We start from the raw sequence: 18,966 nt of genomic DNA, 5'->3' as shown, positions 1-18,966 counted from the left end.
TCGACGCGGAGGAGTCTCCTCGTGAGGATTGAGCTCAACGCTCAACGACTCGAGGAGAGACGATGCCAACCGAGACTCCCCGCACGGACGGAGCTCTGGCGGGGCTAGCCCGGTTCTGCTACCGACGCCGCCGCCTGGTCCTGGTGACCTGGATCATCGGCGTGATCGCCCTGGCGTTCGTGGGCTTTCGCTTCGGTGCCGCTTCGGACAACGACTTCACCGGTGGTGACTCCGGTTCGGCCAAGGCTCAGGCTCTGATCGAGCAGCACTTCCCCGAGCAGCAAGGGGACACGCTCACCCTCGCGATCAAGTCGGAGAAGGGGATCGACGACCCCGCGGCCCGGCAGAAGATCGAGAAGGTCATCGCCGAGCTGGACGCCTCCTCGATCACCGGGCCGGTGACCTCGCCGTACGACGACGAGCAGTTGGTGACCGAAGATCGCCGCATCGCCCGTACGACGATCCCGCTGACCGATCAGGACGTGAAGAAGACCGAGGTCAAGCCCCTGGTGACCACGGTCAAGGACGCCTCCGGCGACGGCGTGACGCTGGGACTGGGCGGGGACAAGGCGGAGAAGGCCGAGACGCCCCCGCAGGGCCCCGCCGAGAGCATCGGCGTCCTGGCGGCGGCGGTCATCCTCTTCATCGCCTTCGGCTCGTTGGTGGCCATGGGCCTGCCGATCGTGACCGCGCTGATGGCGATCCTCGGCGGCATCGCCCTCATCAAGCTGGCCGGGCACATCGTTCCCTCACCGGACTTCACCGTGCTCGTGGCCGCGCTGATCGGACTCGGTGTCGGCATCGACTACGCCCTGTTCATCGTGACGCGGTACCGGGAGGGCCTGGCGGAGGGCGACGAGCCGGAGGCCGCCACGGTCGGGGCCATCACCACCGCCGGTCACGCCGTCCTGTTCGCCGGCACGACCGTCGTGATCGCCCTGCTGGGTCTGATCACCATGGGACAGCGGCTGATGACCGGCGTCGCCGTCGGCGCGTCCGTCACCGTACTGGTGACGATGATCGCCGCGGTGACCCTGCTGCCGGCGTTCCTGGGCTTCACCGGCTACAAGATCAACTCTCTGCGGCTGCCCCGTCGTACGTCCCGCAAGCGGCGTACCGAGGGTGTCCCGTCGAGGGAGCGTCGTACGGCCGCCGAGCGCTGGGCCGGTGTGGTGCAGCGCAAGCCGCTGCTCGCGGCGGTGCTGGCCGGTGCGGGCCTGCTGGTGCTGGCCGCCCCCGCCCTGTCGATGCGGCTGAGCCTGCCGGACGCGAGTGTCCAGCCCCGTGACCGGAGCAGCTACACCTCGTACGAGATCCTCTCCGAGGGCTTCGGCCCGGGGTACGGCGCACCCCTGGTCTTCGCCGCCGAGGTCGATTCCCGGGGCGCGGGGCTGGGCCCGGTGGTCGAGGCGGTCAGGAAGACGGAGGGTGTCGCCTACGCCACGGAGCCGCGGGTCAGCGAGGACCAGCGGGCCGCCACCTTCATGGCCTTCCCCGAGACGGGATTCCAGGACGAGGCGACCGCGGACCTCGTGCACCAGCTGCGCGACGACGTGCTCCCCCAGGCGTCCGGCGGCGAGAAGGTGCGCATCGGCGGCCCGAACGCCGGCGCGATCGACTTCGCGGAGGAGACCAGCACCCGTCTGCCCTGGATGGTCGCGGTGGTCATCCTGCTGTCCCTGCTCCTGCTCGTGGCGCTGGTCCGGTCGGTCACGATCGCCCTCCAGGCCGCCGTGATGAACCTCCTCTCGATCGGCGCCGCCTACGGTGTGCTGGTGGCGGTCGTGCAGTGGGGCTGGCTCGGCTCCGCCCTCGGGTTCCCGACCGAGATGCCGGTCACCACATGGGTGCCGATGATGATGTTCCCGGTCCTGTTCGGCCTGTCGATGGACTACGAGGTCTTCCTGATCTCACGGGTTCGCGAGGAGTACGAGCGGACCGGTGACACACGGACCGCGGTCACCCAGGGACTGGCGAGGACCGCCAAGGTCATCACGGCCGCGGCCGCCATCATGGTCGCCGTGTTCACGACCTCGCTGCTCGGCCCCGACGTCTCCATCAAGCAGATCGGTCTGGGCATGGCCGTCGCCGTGTTCATCGACGCCACCATCATCCGGATGATCCTGGTGCCCGCGGTGATGGAGCTGTGCGGCAAGGCCAACTGGTGGATGCCCGGTAGCCGGGCCAAGAAGCCGGCCTCGGTTCCCCCGGCCGGGGTCGAGGAGGAGGCCAGGGTCTGACCCTGCCTCACATCAGGTGCGGGGAGCCCGTCATGGGTTCCCCGCACTTTTGGTCCGCATGCTTTGTATCCGCTTTGTATCCGCTTTGCGCCCGCTTTGTACCCACTCACATCGATCGAGGGCCCCGTCCGCACCGGACGGGGCCCTCGACGCGGTGCGGAATCGTAGCTCCGGTCGTCAACGAAATGCGTGACAAAACGGCGGGCCACCGCTGCGCAGGCATGACAAAAGTCCTATGGATATGCCACCGGGCTTCCCTTATGATTTACGCTGCACTACGCCCTGTTCGACGGACTGTCAATAGATACGGCGCCTCGGGTGCGATATTTCACCGCTCACCTCTTATAACGACCGAAAACATTCGGTAAGATCGCCACATGAAGGTGAGTTGCGCTCGCCGGCGGGCCGCCGCCTTCTCCGAATTGCCGTTGACAGATGAGCAGAGGAAGTGCGCGGTCTCGTAGTACCGGACGACAGACGGGGGTAAGTCGAGGTCATGGCATGTGGACCGACGATCGAGAGCAGCGAACCGGCAATCAAGCGCAACGGCACGGGGCTCGGCCGGGTGATTCTGAGTCCGCTGAACGAGGATGCGACCGACGAACAGGTTCTGCGACGCGTGATCGGCGGTGTCCCGGACCGCGAACTGCTCGACTTCGCGGCCGGCAGCGGCGGGGATCACCGAATGCTGGTCGAATTCGCGCTCGGGCTGGTCGAAGAAGAACTCGTCGAGCTACACGAAGGCGCCGCACGTCTGATTGAACGACGGATTCCGCTTCGTGTTCCAGCTTTGGTGAAGCACCGACTGGACGACCTGAGCGCCGACTGCCGGCACTTTCTGCAGGTTGCTGCCGCGTTAGGCATGCCCTTCATGCTGGAGGACGTTTCCAGAATGCTGCACCGGTCGTCCGCCAGCCTGCTTTCACCACTGGACGAGGCAATCGTATCGGGAATGGTCATCGCCGACGAGTTACGGCTCTCGTTCCCGAGCGAATTCTTACTGCACGGGATTCTCGAAACGATTCCCGCTCCGGCACGCGGCGCATTGCAGCGCGAGGCGGCGGAACATCTCACAGGCAATAGCGCAGCCTACGGTCAGGAATTTTCGAGCACCGAACCTCCCGTGCCGGCGCCCGGTCGCCCGAGAACGGTGTACACCAGGGACGACAAAGGAAGCGACGAGGTCCTCTCACAAGCCCATGCCCTGATCATGGACGGGCGGACCACAGCGGGAATCCGGGCGGCGGAGCGCATTCTCGCGGACTCCGAAAGCTCGTCCGCCACCAGAGACGACGCCGAAGCATCGATAATCCTCGGCCATTCGCTGATGGGCACGGAAGAGGACGAGGGATATGCGCGGCGCCTTCTGCGGGAACGCGGCGTCGCGCAGGGTGATGTCGTCACCCTGATGGCATCCACGGCGCTCTCCGACGCGCTCTGGCGTGCCGGAGAGTTGGGCGAGGGTCTCAGTCTGGGGCGCACCGCGGTGCGTCACAGCGACGACGTGGACCCGGTCTGGTGCATGCACTTCCGGCTGGCGCTCGCGGGAAAGCTCATCGATCTCCGCGAGTTCGAGACGGCCGAGGCGCTGATCGACGACGCCGAAGCCGGCCTCCACGGACTGCCCGCCCGGGTCTGGAACGCCGCGCCCGCGGTCGTACGCGCCCGGCTGTTCCTCCAGTCGGGACGCTTCGGCGACGCCCGCCGCGAGGCGGAACTGGCTCTTGCCGCGGCGAGGCCGCACGCCGTCCCCGTGCTCCGGCCGCTGGCGTACTCCGTGCTCAGCACCGTGGCCCTCTACATCGGGGACCTGCCCACGGCCGCGGAGTACCTGAACCGGGCGCAGGGCGAGCTGGCGACGGACCGGGCGGTGCTCCACTCCGCGCAGTACGCCTGGACGGAGCTGCGTATCGCGGTGAAGAGGGACGGTCCGCAGGCGGCCGTCGACCTGTTCGCGGGCAAGTACAGGAACCTCCCCACTCAGCGGAGTCTGTACGTCGAGGACCCGGTGGCCGCCCCGTTCCTGGTCCGCCTCGCGCTCGACGTGGGCGACACCGGCCTCCGGCGGAGCGTCCTCGAGACCGTGGACGCCCTGGCCGCGGACAATCCCGGGGTCACCGTCGTCGGTCTCGGCGCCATGCACGCCAACGCGGTGGCGAACGGGGATGCGGCCGGGCTGTCGCACATCATCGCGCGGTCGCCGGACCCGATCGCCGTGGCCCTGGCGACCGAGGAGCTCGCCAAGATCTACCGGTGCAAGGCCCCGGCCAGGAGGAGGAGCACGGCGTCGGTCCCCTCCGACCCGTCGCCGGCGGGGACCGACCGGGTCACCGCCTCCCAGCTGAACCCCGTCTGCTGGGCGGGTCTCTCCGACATGGAGCGACGCATCGCCTACCTGGTGAGCGTGGGAATGACGAACCGCCTGATCGGCCGGGAAGTGCACCTCTCGGCGCACACGGTGAACTACCACCTCCGGAAGATCTACCGGAAGCTGGGCATCAATACCCGCGTCGAACTGGCGAGCGGAGCCGCCACCTATTCGAGCAGAGCGGCGATCTACTCCACCGAGACGGAGGGGGACCCGGGCTTCGGACGAGCCGGCGGTGCGGCCGTCTGACCTGACGTGCGGTGTGACGTCCGGCCCGCGAACGGACGAGGCCCTCGGCGGGCCGGCCGGGACCAGCTGCCCCGGCTCGGCCCGCCGAGGGCCTCGCCGTTCGCTCACCCCGCCGATCCGGGCCCGCCGAGGGCCGCGACACCGGAGGAGACGGCCTCGTGGGTGAGGAAGTGCTTGGTCAGTTCGACACGGCTGTTGATGTTGAGCTTGGAGAACACGCGCCGTAGGTGACTGTCGACGGTGTGCGGCGACAGAAACAGGCTGCTGGCGGCCTCCCGGTTGGTCATGCCGTCCACGATCGCCCGTACGACGCGCAGTTCCGCGCTCGTGAGGCTCTCCCAGCCCGTCTTGGGCCGTTCCGAACCCTGCCCGCGCTCGTGGTGCACACCGAGGCGAAGCAGCTTCTTCTGCACCCGGACCGTGTCCCGCTGCGCCCCGCAGTCCAGATACAGGTCCACGGCGGACTCCAGGAGCCGGACGGTGCGGGTCTTGTTGCCCATCGACTGCTCGACCAGGGCCGCGTCCTCGAGCGCGCTGCCCGCCGCCAGCGGCCGGGCGGCGTGCCGGTGGAGCTCCACGGCGCGGTGCAACGCCACCATGTCGTTGCGCAGGACGCCCTCGGCGTGCTCGGCGCCCCCGGCGAGCGACCGGACCGTCGGATTGCGGTCGGCGATCTGCCGGGCGAACACGGCCGCCCGTTCGGCCTCCGCCGCGAGACCCGCCTGCCCGGCCAGCCGTACGAGCATGGCCGCCGCCGTCGGAGCCTCGGAGAAGAGCAGGGGGTCCGGCTCCACCCGGTCCTCGACGTCGATCAGCGTCCGGACCGCCATCGCCGGGCGCCCACTGGCCGTGTGGAACCGCGCGAGCGCCCAGTCCAGGCGGGCCCTGTCGGCGCCGCCGTCCGGGGCCGTCAACCGCTCGGACATGCGCAACTGGTCGCTGGCGGTGGCGAGATCCCCCCGGTGCAGGCTCAGCCGGGCCAGCACCAGACGCGCGGGGACGGAATCCTCCGGTGCCGACCGGTCCGCCGTCCGCAGCGCCGCTTCGGCCTCGCCCCGTGCCTCCTCGAGCCGGCCCGCCGCCGCGAGGAGTTCGGCGTGATGGCCGTACCAGAGGGTCTCCGGCCAGACCTCGCTGAACCTCTCCGCCTCACGCCTCACGGCCTCGCATACGGTCGCCGCCGCATCGAACAGGTCGGCCGCGGCGAGGGCCCGGATCAGCCACGTCCACAACGGCCGTTCGCACGCGCCGCAGCGCCCCGGCGCCCGCCGGGGTGCCACGGCGCGGGACTCGCCCGTGTCGAGGGGAGTTCCGTTGCCGGGCTCGGCTCCCCGGACGGCGTCGGGCGTGCCCCCCGGGAACCGGGCGTCGTCGGCGAGCGCCTCGTTCAGCGCGGCACGCTCCGGCTCACCGATGTCCTGCCGCGTCAGCGTCCGCCGCAGCAGCCCGGCCGCCACGCCGGGGTGGCCGGCGTCCCGCAGTCCCTGGCCCAGTCCGAGCACCAGCTGCGCCTCGGCCACCGCCTCCACACCGGGCCGCAGAGCCAGTCGCGCGAGGCGGGCGGCCTCGGCACAGCGTCCCGCTCCGGCGAGCAGACGCAGGGGCCCGGCCAGTGTCCGCGGTACCTCGTCGAACACGTCTCCCAGGGACGCCATGGCCCGAGCCGCCAGATCCTCGCAGTCGCACCCGGGCGGCTGCGGTGACGGCGCCGGGGCCGCCGGGACGACCGACGTGATGGCGGGGGCGGTGGGCGCGAGGGCCGGTGCTGCCGTACCGGGCTGCCGGACAGGGGCGTCCGCCGCACCGGCCGCGTGCCGGTGGTCCCCGGCGAGGGGCCGGGGCGGGGTCGCCGGCTCCGGCTCGCCCGTGGGACGCGCACCGCTCGCCGCGGCGGGCGGCCGGGCCCCCGCGGGCACGTGCTTCCGCGTCGGCGGCAGCAGAGGCAGCGCTTCCTCGATCACCTCGTGCTCGAACGCCAGATCGCTGCCGTCTCTTCGGAGCAGGCCCGCGCACACGGCCTCCTCGACGGACGCGGACAGCTCCGTCGCCGACGCGCCGAGTACGGCCGCCACCTCACCGGCCGTGAACACACGGCCGATCCCGCTGCCGGACACGAGCAGACGCCGCACCTCGGGGGACATCCCGTCCAGCAGACGGTCGACGGCCGTGAGGACGCCTTCGGGCAGCCGCTCGGCCACCACCGAGGCCGTGCCGTCGACGACCACCACCTGTCCCGCCCGGCGGAAGGCGTCCAGCAGGATTTCCAGCATCCAGGGGTTGCCTCCGCAGCGGTGCACCCAGCGCAGCACCGACGCATCCGGTTCGGCGCCGAGGACATCGGTGCACAGCGCGGCTGCCGCCTCGTCGTCCAGCGCTCCCAGGGGCAGCCGCAGCGCGGTGTGGTCGACCAGCCAGCCGAGAGCGTGCTGGGCGAGCGACCGGGCGGGCACCGGCCGGCGGGCGAGCAGCCACAGCACCGGTGCCGAGGCCAGCGACTGCACCAGGCCCCGCAGGGCCAGACCGCTCATGTCGTCGATCCGCTGGGCCTCGTCCAGGACGAGCACGAGAGGCCGCCTGCGCGCCGCGCTCTCGACCAGCTCGCCGACCCGGTCCGTCAGCCAGAACGGATTGCTGCCCGGACGCACCAGAGCGTCGAAGTCGGCCGCGCCGGGCGTCAGGTGACGCAACGCATTGATCAGCAGGTGGATGGGGGTCGGCTGATCGGTCCCGCCCGCCTGCCCCGCGACCACCGTGAAGCCGCGTTCCGAGGCCTCGAGGGTCGAGGCCCGCAGCAGATGCGTCTTCCCCGTCCCGAACGGTCCCTCGACGACGACGCAGCCGCCGGAGCCCTGCGAGACGGCGTCCATACGGCTGTTCACCACGGACAGCACGTGTTCGCGCCCGATCAAAGCCTTCACGATTACCCCCGCGTTGCTCCGGACGATCTTCCGACGCCTGCTGTGGCCCCGCGAACACACGCGGTGTTCAACGGCCTGTTCCGACGGGTTGAACACTCCCTGGCAACCACGGCCACACAGGTAATACGCGGGTAATCTACGGCCGGTGGCCGCCGGAGTCCCTTGTTCGAACGAGTGGTCGGCACTACTCGTGCGAGTAGTGGGCACGGCATCACCCCGTGGCTAATATCGGGCCGTGCCGATTCCGAGGTGAGTGACGCAAGGCAGTGGATTCGCTTTGTCGGGGATTCGGCGTCGCTTTTCGGAGAAGCTCGACGGATTTCGTCGAACCGCCTTCCCTCTTCCCTGCAGTGGAGGTGCGGCGGCGAGTGCGCGTCCTGAAGAGACCGGTGAACCGCGCTCCGAGCAGCGTGATCTCAGCGAATTCCTGGGAGTGGTAGATGCATGCCTGTATGAGTGATCGCCGCCTCGGTCGGGAGTTGAGCGCATGACCGTCAGTCATGTCGAGGCGGCCACGGACGCGTTCGCCGTGGACGCCGCACTCGGTGACTTCTTCGCCGAACGGCGGACCGAGGCGGAGGCGCTCGGCCGGGACGTCCTGGCCGCCGTCGCCGAGCTGGAGAGCTACGTGTTGAGCGGCGGCAAGCGCGTGCGGCCGGTCTTCGCCTGGCTGGGCTGGATCGGGGCCGGCGGCGACCCGGACGGCCCGGCCGCGGCGGCGGTGGTGAGGGCCTGCGCCGGGCTGGAGCTGCTGCACGCCGCTGCCCTGATCCACGACGACATCATCGACGCGTCCCGCACCCGCCGTGGCCGTCCCGCCGCGCATGTCGCCTTCGCCGGACATCATCGGACGCGGCGCTTCTCCGGCGACCCGGAAGCCTTCGGGACAGGCACCGCCCTGCTGGTCGGGGACCTCGCCCAGACCTGGGCCGACGCCGCGGTCCGCGCGTCCGGGTTGCCGGTGGACGCGCAGACCCGGATCGGCCCGGTGTGGTCCGCCGTGCGGTCGGAGGTTCTCTACGGTCAACTGCTCGATCTCGTCAACCAGGCGAGCTGCGCCGAGGACGTCGGCTCGGCGCTGCGCGTCAACCAGTACAAGACGGCCTCGTACACGGTGGAACGCCCGCTGCAGTTCGGTGCGGCGATCGCCGACGCGGACGAGGAACTCGTGGCGGCCTACCGGGCGTTCGGCGTCGACATCGGGATCGCGTTCCAGCTGCGGGACGACCTGCTGGGCGTGTTCGGCGACCCCGAGGTGACGGGCAAGCCGGCGAGCGACGATCTCCGCGAGGCCAAGCGGACGGTTCTGCTCGCGACGGCGCTCGGGCTGGCGGACGAACGCGACCCGGACGCCGCGTCGTTCCTCCGCTCCGCGATCGGCACCGATCTCTGCGACGACGAACTCGCCGCGGTGCGGCGCGTCCTCGTCGACGTCGGCGCGGTGGCCCACGTCGAGCGGCAGATCTCGCTGCGCGCCGACCGGGCCGTCGCCGTGCTGGAGGCGAGCGAGGCCACCGAGCCCGCGAAGGCCCGGCTCACCGAGATGGCGGTCAAAGCGACGCAGAGGTCGCACTGATGGCGGCGCCCGATCCGGGCACCTTCACCCGCCGGGAGGGCTCGGCGCCCGGCCCGGGCGCACGACGGGACCGGGCCGGCGCCGGCCGCGCCCACGGCAAGGTCATCCTGCTCGGCGAGCACGCCGTGGTGTACGGCGCGCCGGCGCTGGCCCTGCCGGTGCCGCAGCTGACGGTCGCGGCGAAGGCGACGGGCCACCGCTGGGGGCAGGAGGGCGAAGAGCAGGTCTCGTTCACGATGTCGGGCCCGGGAGCCGCGTCGGCGACACCGCCGGCCACGGAGGGCCTGCGGCGTCTGGTGGCCGAGTTCACGCTGCGGACCGGTCCGACCGGCCCGGTGCGCGTCGACGTGCACGTCGACTGCGCGATCCCCGAGGGCCGCGGGCTCGGCTCCAGCGCCGCGTGCGCCCGGGCGGCCGTGCTGGCCCTCGCGGATCTCTTCGAGCGCCGGCTCGACGCCGGAGCGGTCTTCGATCTCGTACAGGCGTCGGAGAACGTGGCGCACGGCAGGGCGAGCGGCATCGACGCGGTCGCCACCGGATCGTCCTCGCTCGTGCTCTTCCGCTCCGGCACGGTCCGGGAGCTGCCCGTCCCCCTGCCGGGAAACGGCTTCGTGCCCCCGCCCGGACCGGCCGGGGGCCGCACCGGCGGCTTCGACGGACTCTTCGTCATCGCGGACAGCGGTGTCAGCGGCAGCACCAGGAAAGCGGTGGAGCTCTTGCGGCAGAGGTTCGAGCGCGACGCGGGCACACGGACGGATTTCGTCAGCCGGGTCGCGGACCTGACCGACGCCGCCGCGAGAGCCCTGGGCGACGGCCGTCCGGGCGAGTTGGGCGAGCGGATGACCGAGAACCACGAGCTGCTCCACGAGGCGGGACTCAGCACGGAGACGATCGACGCGCTGGTCGGTGCCGCGCTCGCGGCCGGCGGACTGGGCGCCAAGATCAGCGGCGGCGGGCTGGGGGGTTGCATGATCGCGCTGGCCGGAGATCCGGGCCACGCCGAGGACGTCGTACGGAGTCTCCGGGAAGCGGGCGCCGTCCGCACCTGGGTCGTGCCCGTGGGGAGGTTCGCCCGTCATGCCGACTGACCGCGTGCGCGAGACGGCCGGCCCGCGGCACGGCGTGCTGGACCGCGGCTCGACCGCCGTCGCCCATCCGAACATCGCGCTGATCAAGTACTGGGGCAAACGCGACGAGCGACTCGTCATCCCCCGTGTCGACAGCCTGTCGATGACGCTGGACGTCTTCCCGACCACCACGACCGTGCGGCTCGCTCCCGGGGCACGCGGCGACGTCGTCACCTTCGACGGCGCACCCGCGGCGGACGAGCCCGGACGGCGCGTCATCGCCTTCCTGGACCTGGTGAGGGAGTTGGCCGGGCGGGGTGAACCGGCCGTCGTCGACACCCGCAACGCCGTGCCCACCGGGGCGGGGCTGGCCTCGTCGGCGAGCGGATTCGCGGCCCTGGCCGTCGCCGCCACCGCCGCGTACGGCCTTGCCCTCGACGACACCGCGCTGTCCCGGCTCGCCCGGCGCGGGTCCGCGTCGGCCTCCCGGTCGGTCTTCGGTGGCTTCGCGGTGTGTCACGCGGGCCGGGGCGTCGGCACGGTCGCCGACCTCAGCTCGTACGCCGAGCCGGTGCCCGTGAGTGACTTCGACCCCGCGTTGGTGATCGCGCTGGTGGACGCGGGCCCCAAGGCCGTGTCGAGCCGTGCCGCCATGCGGCACACCGTGGAGACGTCGCCCCTGTACCCGGCCTGGGCGATGTCGGGCAAGGGCGACCTGGCCGACATGCGGGCGGCCCTGGAGCGCGGCGATCTCGACGCGGTGGGTGAGATCGCCGAACGCAACGCCCTCGGCATGCACGCCACCATGCTGGCCGCACGGCCCGCGGTGCGCTACCTGTCGCCGGCCACGGTGGCCGTCCTCGACGGCGTTCTGCGACTGCGGCGGGAGGGCACGCCGGCCTACGCGACCATGGACGCCGGACCGAACGTCAAGGTGCTCTGCCACCCCGCTGACGCCGCCCGGGTGGGCGAGGCGGTGCTCGCCGCCGCGCCGGGCTGCTCGGTGGTCACCGCCCGGCGCGGGCCGGGTGCCCGCCTGCGGACGGGGGCCGGGCTGTGACCGTCCGGTCAGCGGTGGCACGACGGGCGCCGGGCAAGCTGTTCGTCGCCGGCGAGTACGCGGTCATGGAGCCGGGTCACCCGGCGATCCTGGTCGCGGTCGACCGGCACGTGCACGTGACCGTGTCGGCGGCCGAGGGCGCGGACACGGTCGTCGTGTCCGACCTCCGGCCCGGCGAGGTGCGACTGCGACGGCAGGCCGGCCGGCCGGCCGCGGACGCCGGGGCGCCGGGGTCCGGCGGACTCCGCCATGTGCTGTCGGCGATCGACGTGGTCGGCGCGCTGCTGGCCGAACGAGGCACGGACGTGCCCCCCATCCGCGTCTCGATCAGCAGTGGCCTGCACCGCAACGGGACCAAGCTCGGCCTCGGGTCGAGCGGCGCGGTCACGGTCGCCACGGTGGACGCCGTGGCAGCGTACTGCGGCCTGGAACTGTCGCCCGGTACGCGATTCCGGCTCGCGATGCTGGCGACGGCGCGGATCGAGGCCGGTTCCTCCGGCGGCGACCTCGCCGCCGGGGTCTGGGGCGGCTGGATCGAGTATCGCGCCCCCGATCGGGCCGCCGTGCTCGACCTGGTGCGGCGCCGGGGCGTCGAGGAGACGCTCCGGGCGCCGTGGCCCGGTTTCGCGGTGCGTCCGCTGCCGCCACCCCGGGGACTGACTCTGGAGGTGGCCTGGACCGGTCGGCCGGTCCGTACCGCCTCACTGACGGGGCGTCTCGGCCGGCGCGGGTGGCAGGGCAGCACGGCACAAGGGAGCTTCCTGGCCCGCAGCGACAGCTGCGTGGGCGCCGCGGTCCGCGCGCTCGGGCAAGGAGACGACCAGGCGTTGCTGCGGCAGGTCGGGGACGCCCGCCGACTGCTCACCGCTCTGGACGACGAGGTCGGCCTCGGCATCTTCACCCCCCGGCTGACGGCGCTGTGCGACGCCGCCGAGGCCGTGGGCGGTGCGGCGAAACCCTCCGGCGCCGGTGGCGGCGACTGCGGCATCGCACTGCTGGACGCCACGGCCGAAGCGGAGATCTCGCTGCTGCGGGAGAAGTGGACCGCCGCGGGGCTGCTCCCCCTACCGATCTCCATCACGTCAACGAAAGGGAGCACGGAGTGATCGCCGAGCGCAAGGACGACCATGTGCGGTTCGCCGCCGAGCAGCAACGCCGTTTGGGCGGAGGCAATCAGTTCGACGAGGTGTCGTTCGTCCACCACGCCCTGGCCGGCATCGACCGGGCCGACGTCTCGCTGGCGACCCGGTTCGCCGGCATCGACTGGCCGGTTCCGCTCTACATCAACGCGATGACCGGCGGCAGCGAGCGGACCGGTGCCATCAACCGGGACCTGGCGATCGCCGCCCGCGAGACCGGTGTCCCCATCGCCACCGGTTCCATGAGCGCGTACTTCGCCGACGAGTCCGTGGCCGACACCTTCCGCGTGATGCGCCGCGAGAACCCCGACGGGTTCGTCATGGCGAACATCAATGCGAACGCCTCGGTGGAGAAGGCGCGGCGGGCCGTCGATCTGCTGCGGGCGGACGCCCTGCAGATCCACCTCAACGTCGTCCAGGAGACGGTCATGCCGGAAGGGGACCGGTCGTTCTCTGCCTGGGCGTCGCAGATCGAGAAGATCGTGGCCGCAGTGGACGTCCCGGTGATCGTGAAGGAGGTCGGCTTCGGCTTGAGCGGCCGGACCGTCGCCCTGCTGCGGGACCTGGGCGTGAGCGTGGCGGACGTGGCCGGCCGGGGCGGCACCGACTTCGCGCGGATCGAGAACGACCGGCGCCGGGACGCCGACTACGGCTACCTGGAAGGCTGGGGGCAGTCCGCTCCCGCGTGCCTGCTGGACGCCCAGGGTGCCGGGATCCCGCTGCTGGCCTCCGGCGGAGTACGGCATCCGCTCGACGTGGCGCGCGCACTGGCGCTCGGCGCCGCCGCCGCCGGGGTGTCCGGAGGATTCCTCAGGACTGTTCTCGACGGAGGTGTCTCGGCGCTGGTCGCCCGCATCACCACCTGGCTCGACCAACTCGCGGCCCTGATGACGGCGCTGGGCGCGCGTACCCCGTCCGAACTGACCCGGTGCGACGTGCTCGTCCATGGCGACCTGCGCGCCTTCTGCGCCGACCGGGGGATCGACACCCGCCGGCCGGCCACACGCTCCATCACCTACGACATCACTCACGAGACGGTGGGAGGCATTCGATGAACGACACCCAGGCGATCGCCGGTGTACCGATGAGGTGGGTAGGTCCCGTGAGGATCTCGGGAAACGTGACGACGACCGAGACGGAGGTTCCACTCGCCACGTACGAGTCGCCCCTGTGGCCCTCCGTCGGCCGGGGCGCGAAGGTCTCCATGCTGGTCGAGCGGGGCATCCTCGCCACACTCGTCGACGAGCGGATGACGCGCTCGGTACTCGTCACGGCCGAGGACGCGCAGACCGCGCACCTGGCGGCGCTGGAGGTCGACGCGCGGTTCGACGAGCTGCGCGAGATCGTGCGCGGTTGCGGGCGGTTCACCGAACTGATCGGGTTCCGTCACGAGATCGCGGCCAACCTGCTCTTCCTGCGGTTCGAGTTCACGACGGGCGACGCCTCCGGGCACAACATGGCGACGCTGGCGGCCGACGCCCTGCTGGCCCACCTCCTGAAATCCATCCCGGGGATCTCGTACGGCTCGATCTCGGGCAACTACTGCACCGACAAGAAGGCGACCGCGGTCAACGGCATTCTGGGCCGGGGCAAGAACGTGGTCACCGAGCTGCTGGTGCCGCGTGACGTCGTCCGCGACGTGCTGCACACCTCGGCGGCCGCGATAGCCCGGCTGAACCTGCGCAAGAACATGATCGGCACGCTGCTCGCCGGTGGCATCCGGTCCGCCAACGCTCACTACGCCAACATGCTGCTCGGGTTCTACCTGGCGACGGGCCAGGACGCGGCCAACATCGTCGAAGGCTCACAGGGGGTGACCGTGGCCGAGGACCGGGACGGCGACCTGTACTTCTCCTGCACGCTGCCGAACCTGATCGTGGGCACGGTCGGCAACGGGAAGGGGCTCGACTTCGTCGAGGAGAACCTGACCCGTCTCGGCTGCCGGGAAGAGCGCGAGCCCGGCGAGAACGCGCGCCGGCTCGCGGTGATCACGGCCGCGACCGTCCTGTGCGGCGAGCTCTCCCTGCTGGCGGCGCAGACCAACCCGGGCGAACTGATGCGGGCACACGTCCAGTTGGAGCGCAAGGGCGCGACCAGCAAGGTCGGAGGCTGACGATGTCCACGGGCCTCGCCGTCGGAATCCACGACCTCTCCTTCTCCACGACCCGGTTCGTCCTGACGCACGCCACCCTGGCCGCCCACAACGGCACGGACATCGGCAAGTACCACGCGGGTATCGGCCAGCGCGGCATGAGTGTGCCGGCCGCCGACGAGGACATCGTCACGATGGCCGCCGCCGCTGCCGCGCCCGTCGTCGAACGGCACGGCACCGACCGGATCCGGACGATCGTCTTCGCGACCGAGTCCTCCGTCGACCAGGCCAAGGCGGCCGGCATACACGTCCACGCACTGCTGGGGATGCCCTCGGCCACCCGGGTCGTCGAGCTCAAGCAGGCCTGTTACGGCGGTACGGCGGCCCTGCAGTTCGCCGTCGGCCTCGTCCACCGTGACCCCTCGCAGCAGGTCCTGGTGATCGCCGGCGACGTCTCCAAGTACGACCTGGACAGCCCGGGCGAGGCCACTCAGGGCGCTGCCGCGGTGGCCATGCTGGTCGGCGCCGATCCCGCGCTGCTGCGCATCGAGGAACCGTCCGGCCTGTTCACCGCCGACGTCATGGATTTCTGGCGGCCCAACTACCGCTCCACCGCGCTGGTCGACGGACAGGAGTCCGTCTTCGCGTACCTCCAGGCGGTGGCGGGGGTGTGGAAGGACTACACCGAGCAGGGCGGCCGGGCGCTCGACGAGTTCAGGGCCTTCTGCTATCACCAGCCGTTCACGAGGATGGCGTACAAGGCGCACCGGCACCTGCTCGAGAACTGCGGGCACGAGGTCGACGAGGAGCGCATCGCCCGCGCCATCGGGCTCACCACGACCTACAACGCCGACGTCGGCAACAGCTACACCGCGTCGATGTACCTCGGGCTGGCCGCCCTGCTCGACAACGCCGACGACCTGACCGGCCAGCACATAGGCTTCCTCAGCTACGGCTCCGGCAGCGTGGCCGAGTTCTTCGGCGGCACCGTCGTACCGGGCTATCGAGCGCGGCTGCGGACGGCGTCGCACCGCGACGCGATCAGCCGGCGCCGGCCCATCGACTACGCCAAGTACCGGGAGCTGCACGAGCACTCCTTCCCGGTCGAAGGCGGCCACCACCCGGTGCCGGCGGAGACGACCGGGCCCTACCGGCTGGCCGCGCTGTCCGGTCACAAGCGCGTCTACGAGCCTCGCTAGGGCCGCTGTCACGAGAAGCCGAACGCGTACGCCGACGGGCGTACGCCGGCCGCAATCATCTCTCCCCCGCCGGGGGGCCATTGGAGGAGACATGTTCGCAACTGCCGGGGCGGCAGAACTTCACGCGGTCGTAGAGGACTCGGCTCGGCTGCTGGGCGTCACCTGCTCGCCCGACACGGTGGCGCCCATCCTGTCCACGTACGGCGAAACCTTCGAGCACGACGCCACCGTGGTCGCCTTCCGGGTGGCGACCGGCAAGCGCCACATCGGCGAACTCGACTGCCGCTTCACGACCCATCCCACGCACCGCGACCCCTACGCCCTCGCCCTGTCGAACGGGCTCACGCCGAAGACCGGCCATCCCGTCGGCTCCCTGCTCTCCGCCCTGCAGGAACGGCTGCCCATCGACAGTTACGGGATCGACTTCGGAGTCGTGGGCGGCTTCAAGAAGATCTACTCGTTCTTCACCCCGGACGCCCTGCAAGAGGTGGCGGCGCTCGCCGGCATTCCGTCCATGCCGCGCAGCCTGGCCGGGAACGGGGACTTCTTCAAGCGGTACGGCCTGCACGACCGGGTCGGGGTGATCGGCATCGACTACCCGCACCGCACCGTGAACGTGTACTTCAACGAGGCGCCCGCGGAGTGCTTCGCACCGGGGACGATCCGCGCGATGCTCCGCGAATCCGGGTTCGGGGAGCCGAGCGAGCAGATGCTCGCACTCGGTCGGTCGGCGTTCGGTCTGTATGTGACGCTGAGCTGGGACTCGTCGAGGATCGAGCGGATCTGCTACGCCGTGACCACGACGGACCTGCAGACCCTCCCGGTGCGCATGGCCCCGGAGATCGAGAAGTTCGTGAGCAGCGTCCCGCACACCGGCGCGGACCGGAAGTTCGTCTACGGCGTCGCGCTCGCCCCCGAAGGGGAGTACTACAAGCTCGAGTCGCACTACAAGTGGAAGCCCGGGGTGATGGATTTCATCTAGTCGCCTCATGACGCGGACGGACCCGGGGCATCGGCCTCCGGGTCCGTCGGCGTGTTCAGCGTCCTCGGGGGACGACCAGGCCCGCCTCGTAGGCGAACACCACGAGTTGGGCCCTGTCGCGGGCCTGGAGCTTGATCATGGCGCGGTTGATGTGGGTCTTCGCGGTGAGCGGGCTGATCACCATGCGGTCGGCGATCTCGTCGTTGGACAGGCCCTGAGCGGCCAGGGCGACGGCCTCGCGTTCGCGGTTGGTCAGTTCCGCCAGCCCGGGCCCGACGTCCAGACTGGGCTGCTGGGCGATGTACCGGCCGATCAGCATCTTGGTGATCGTCGGCGCGAGCAGCGCGTCACCGCGGGCGGCGACGCGCACGGAGTGCAGCAGGTCCTCGGGCTCGATGTCCTTGACCAGGAACCCCGCGGCGCCGGCGCGCAGCGCGTTGAACACGTACTCGTCGACGCCGTAGTTGGTCAGGATGACCACACGCACACCGGACAGGGACGGGTCCGCGGCGATCTGACGGGTCGTCTCGATGCCGTCCATGACCGGCATCTGGACGTCGACGAGCGCGATGTCGGGCAGGTACTTCCTGGCGAGGGCGAGGCCCTCCTTCCCGTCGGCGGCCTCGGCCACCACCTCGATGTCGTCCTCGGCGTCGAGCAGCGCGCGAAAACCACTGCGCAGGAGGGGCTGGTCGTCCAGAAGCAGTACACGGATCATGAGATGCGGGCCACCGGAATCTCGGCTTGGACAGTGAAACCGCCTTCGCTGCGCGGCTCCGCGAGCAGGCGGCCGCCCAGGGCGGCGACGCGTTCGCGCATGCCCAGCAGGCCGACACCGGCCACCGGGGTGGACCCCGGCTCGGCCCTGCCGTCGTCGTCGACGCGGATGGCGAGTGCGTCCGGACGGTAGTCGATGCGGATGGACGCGGTGGCGGCCGCTGCGTGGCGGGCGACGTTGGTGAGGGACTCCTGCACGATCCGGTAGGCGGTCCTGTCGACGGCGTCCGGCACGTCCTGGCGTTGCCCCTCGATCGTCAGCGTGGTCTTCAGTCCTATCCCGTGGGCGCGCTGCACCAGTTCGGGAACGCGGTCGAGGCCGTACGACGGGGACTTGGTCTCGTCCCGCAGGGTCTCCAAGGTCGCGCGCAGCTCGCGGGTCGCCTCGCGGCCGGCGCCCTGGATGGCGAGCAGCGACTCGGGGATCTCCTCGCCCCGCTTGCGCGCCAGGTGGACGGCGACCTCTGCCTGCACCTTGACGATCGAGATCTGGTGCGTCAGCGAATCGTGCAGCTCACGCGCGATGTGCAGCCGTTCCTCGGTGGCGCGCAGCCGCGCGGTCTCCTCGCGGGTGCGTTCGGCCTCGTCCGCCCGCTGCTCGGCCTGCCGCAGCGCCTCGCCCGCGGCCCCGGCGGCGATCAGCCACGCCAGTTCCAGGACCCCACGGGCCTGCGCGAAGGCGTCGGCGGCGGGGCCGTCTCCGGGGGATGCCATGACCGCGAAGGGGAGGCCGAGCAGCATCACCACGCACACCAGTACGGTCAGCAGGCCACGCCCCGACCGTACGGCGGTGTAGACCGCGAACAGGAAGGCCACGGCGGGCACTTCGAAACCGACCGCGTTGTACCCCACCACGCACAGGCCCGTGACGACCAGGGCGGGGACCGGTGCGCGGCGGCGGACTGCCAGGGCCAGGCCGCTCGTCACCACCAGTGCGTACCCGAGGGGCGCGAGGTCCGTGGCGGCGTGGTCCCCGGACAGCGCGGTGACCAGCAGTACCGCCGCCAATCCGACCGCGATCACGCAGTCCCCGACCTGGGCCCAGACACGGGACAGTCCTGTGCTCATACGCGCACCTTAGCCGGACCGCGCCATCGGCGAGTCCTCCCTGTGGAGTAACGGCCGACTACCGCCGCCGCGGTACCCCCTCGGGCCGGGCGGTCCCCCGGGCGAGCCGGCGGTCGGAGGGCGACGGTCGGCATGGCGCCCGGCCCGTGGGGGGCGCGGGGGGGGGGGGGGGGGCGGGGCGCCCCCCCCGGGGCGCGGGGGGGCGCCCCCCCCCCCCCCCGCGCCCGGGTG

13 protein-coding genes are annotated in these 18,966 nt (G+C 71.3%); 10 read left to right on the top strand and 3 right to left on the bottom strand.

Features of this window, described 5'->3' with window-relative positions; translation table 11 throughout:
* Positions 1-62 precede the first annotated feature (62 nt).
* Entirely contained in the window at positions 63-2,240 is a 2,178-nt protein-coding gene (locus ACIRG6_RS33840; RefSeq protein WP_365023907.1) for an MMPL family transporter, read from the top strand.
* Positions 2,241-2,736: 496 nt separating this feature from the next.
* A complete protein-coding gene (locus ACIRG6_RS33835) occupies positions 2,737-4,857 on the top strand; it encodes a helix-turn-helix transcriptional regulator (protein ID WP_365023905.1) in 2,121 nt (706 codons plus the stop codon).
* 104 nt (positions 4,858-4,961) lie between these two features.
* On the opposite strand, the gene ACIRG6_RS33830 is transcribed toward ACIRG6_RS33835, so the two are convergent.
* The gene (locus ACIRG6_RS33830; protein WP_450152418.1) at positions 4,962-7,766 is read right to left on the bottom strand and encodes a BREX system ATP-binding domain-containing protein; all 2,805 of its coding nucleotides are present in this window, start codon (positions 7,764-7,766) and stop codon (positions 4,962-4,964) included.
* Positions 7,767-8,262: 496 nt separating this feature from the next.
* Between ACIRG6_RS33830 and ACIRG6_RS33825 the strand changes: the two genes are divergently transcribed.
* From ACIRG6_RS33825 to ACIRG6_RS33790, 8 genes are all read left to right on the top strand, one after another.
* Positions 8,263-9,351, top strand: a complete 1,089-nt coding sequence (locus ACIRG6_RS33825) for a polyprenyl synthetase family protein (RefSeq protein WP_364681818.1) — start codon at positions 8,263-8,265, stop codon at positions 9,349-9,351.
* Positions 9,351-10,439: a mevalonate kinase gene (gene mvk, locus ACIRG6_RS33820; RefSeq protein ID WP_403325487.1), complete on the top strand. Its 1,089-nt coding sequence runs from the start codon at positions 9,351-9,353 to the stop codon at positions 10,437-10,439. The genes ACIRG6_RS33825 and mvk overlap by 1 nt, the downstream gene beginning before the upstream one ends.
* Entirely contained in the window at positions 10,429-11,478 is a 1,050-nt protein-coding gene (gene mvaD, locus ACIRG6_RS33815) for a diphosphomevalonate decarboxylase (RefSeq protein ID WP_403325484.1), read from the top strand. Before mvk ends, mvaD begins: the two co-directional genes overlap by 11 nt.
* A 14-nt stretch (positions 11,479-11,492) precedes the next feature.
* Positions 11,493-12,584, top strand: a complete 1,092-nt coding sequence (locus ACIRG6_RS33810) for a phosphomevalonate kinase (protein ID WP_403325481.1) — start codon at positions 11,493-11,495, stop codon at positions 12,582-12,584.
* A complete protein-coding gene (gene fni, locus ACIRG6_RS33805) occupies positions 12,581-13,672 on the top strand; it encodes a type 2 isopentenyl-diphosphate Delta-isomerase (RefSeq protein ID WP_364826136.1) in 1,092 nt (363 codons plus the stop codon). Before ACIRG6_RS33810 ends, fni begins: the two co-directional genes overlap by 4 nt.
* A complete protein-coding gene (locus ACIRG6_RS33800; protein WP_350721313.1) occupies positions 13,669-14,730 on the top strand; it encodes a hydroxymethylglutaryl-CoA reductase in 1,062 nt (353 codons plus the stop codon). Before fni ends, ACIRG6_RS33800 begins: the two co-directional genes overlap by 4 nt.
* 2 nt (positions 14,731-14,732) lie before the next feature.
* On the top strand, positions 14,733-15,908 hold the full coding sequence (locus ACIRG6_RS33795; protein ID WP_318217257.1) for a hydroxymethylglutaryl-CoA synthase: 1,176 nt from the start codon (positions 14,733-14,735) through the stop codon (positions 15,906-15,908).
* 91 nt (positions 15,909-15,999) lie between these two features.
* Positions 16,000-16,890, top strand: coding sequence for an aromatic prenyltransferase (locus tag ACIRG6_RS33790; protein ID WP_364681828.1), 891 nt, complete (start codon positions 16,000-16,002; stop codon positions 16,888-16,890).
* A 55-nt stretch (positions 16,891-16,945) separates the two neighbouring features.
* Here ACIRG6_RS33790 and ACIRG6_RS33785 read toward each other — a convergent pair whose 3' ends face one another.
* Together ACIRG6_RS33785 and ACIRG6_RS33780 are read right to left on the bottom strand one after the other, a co-directional pair.
* A complete protein-coding gene (locus ACIRG6_RS33785) occupies positions 16,946-17,608 on the bottom strand; it encodes a response regulator (RefSeq protein ID WP_239767247.1) in 663 nt (220 codons plus the stop codon).
* Positions 17,605-18,735, bottom strand: a complete 1,131-nt coding sequence (locus tag ACIRG6_RS33780; RefSeq protein ID WP_350721310.1) for a sensor histidine kinase — start codon at positions 18,733-18,735, stop codon at positions 17,605-17,607. The genes ACIRG6_RS33785 and ACIRG6_RS33780 overlap by 4 nt, the downstream gene beginning before the upstream one ends.
* Positions 18,736-18,966 lie beyond the last annotated feature (231 nt).

The sequence above is a fragment of the Streptomyces flaveolus genome (genome assembly GCF_044765825.1).
Taxonomy (GTDB): domain Bacteria; phylum Actinomycetota; class Actinomycetes; order Streptomycetales; family Streptomycetaceae; genus Streptomyces; species Streptomyces flaveolus.
The sequence above is the reverse complement of the archived record's forward strand: the minus strand, read 5'-3'. Positions and strand labels throughout refer to the sequence as shown.

Excerpts from the sequence above, each read along its gene's own strand:
- ACIRG6_RS33795 (WP_318217257.1), top strand. The coding sequence starts at position 14,733 with ATGTCCACGGGCCTCGCCGTCGGAATCCACGACCTCTCCTTCTCCACG.
- ACIRG6_RS33790 (WP_364681828.1), top strand. The coding sequence starts at position 16,000 with ATGTTCGCAACTGCCGGGGCGGCAGAACTTCACGCGGTCGTAGAGGAC.
- ACIRG6_RS33825 (WP_364681818.1), top strand. The coding sequence starts at position 8,263 with ATGACCGTCAGTCATGTCGAGGCGGCCACGGACGCGTTCGCCGTGGAC.
- mvk (WP_403325487.1), top strand. The coding sequence starts at position 9,351 with ATGGCGGCGCCCGATCCGGGCACCTTCACCCGCCGGGAGGGCTCGGCG.
- ACIRG6_RS33800 (WP_350721313.1), top strand. The coding sequence starts at position 13,669 with ATGAACGACACCCAGGCGATCGCCGGTGTACCGATGAGGTGGGTAGGT.
- mvaD (WP_403325484.1), top strand. The coding sequence starts at position 10,429 with ATGCCGACTGACCGCGTGCGCGAGACGGCCGGCCCGCGGCACGGCGTG.
- ACIRG6_RS33785 (WP_239767247.1), bottom strand. The coding sequence starts at position 17,608 with ATGATCCGTGTACTGCTTCTGGACGACCAGCCCCTCCTGCGCAGTGGT.
- ACIRG6_RS33780 (WP_350721310.1), bottom strand. The coding sequence starts at position 18,735 with ATGAGCACAGGACTGTCCCGTGTCTGGGCCCAGGTCGGGGACTGCGTG.
- ACIRG6_RS33840 (WP_365023907.1), top strand. The coding sequence starts at position 63 with ATGCCAACCGAGACTCCCCGCACGGACGGAGCTCTGGCGGGGCTAGCC.
- ACIRG6_RS33835 (WP_365023905.1), top strand. The coding sequence starts at position 2,737 with ATGGCATGTGGACCGACGATCGAGAGCAGCGAACCGGCAATCAAGCGC.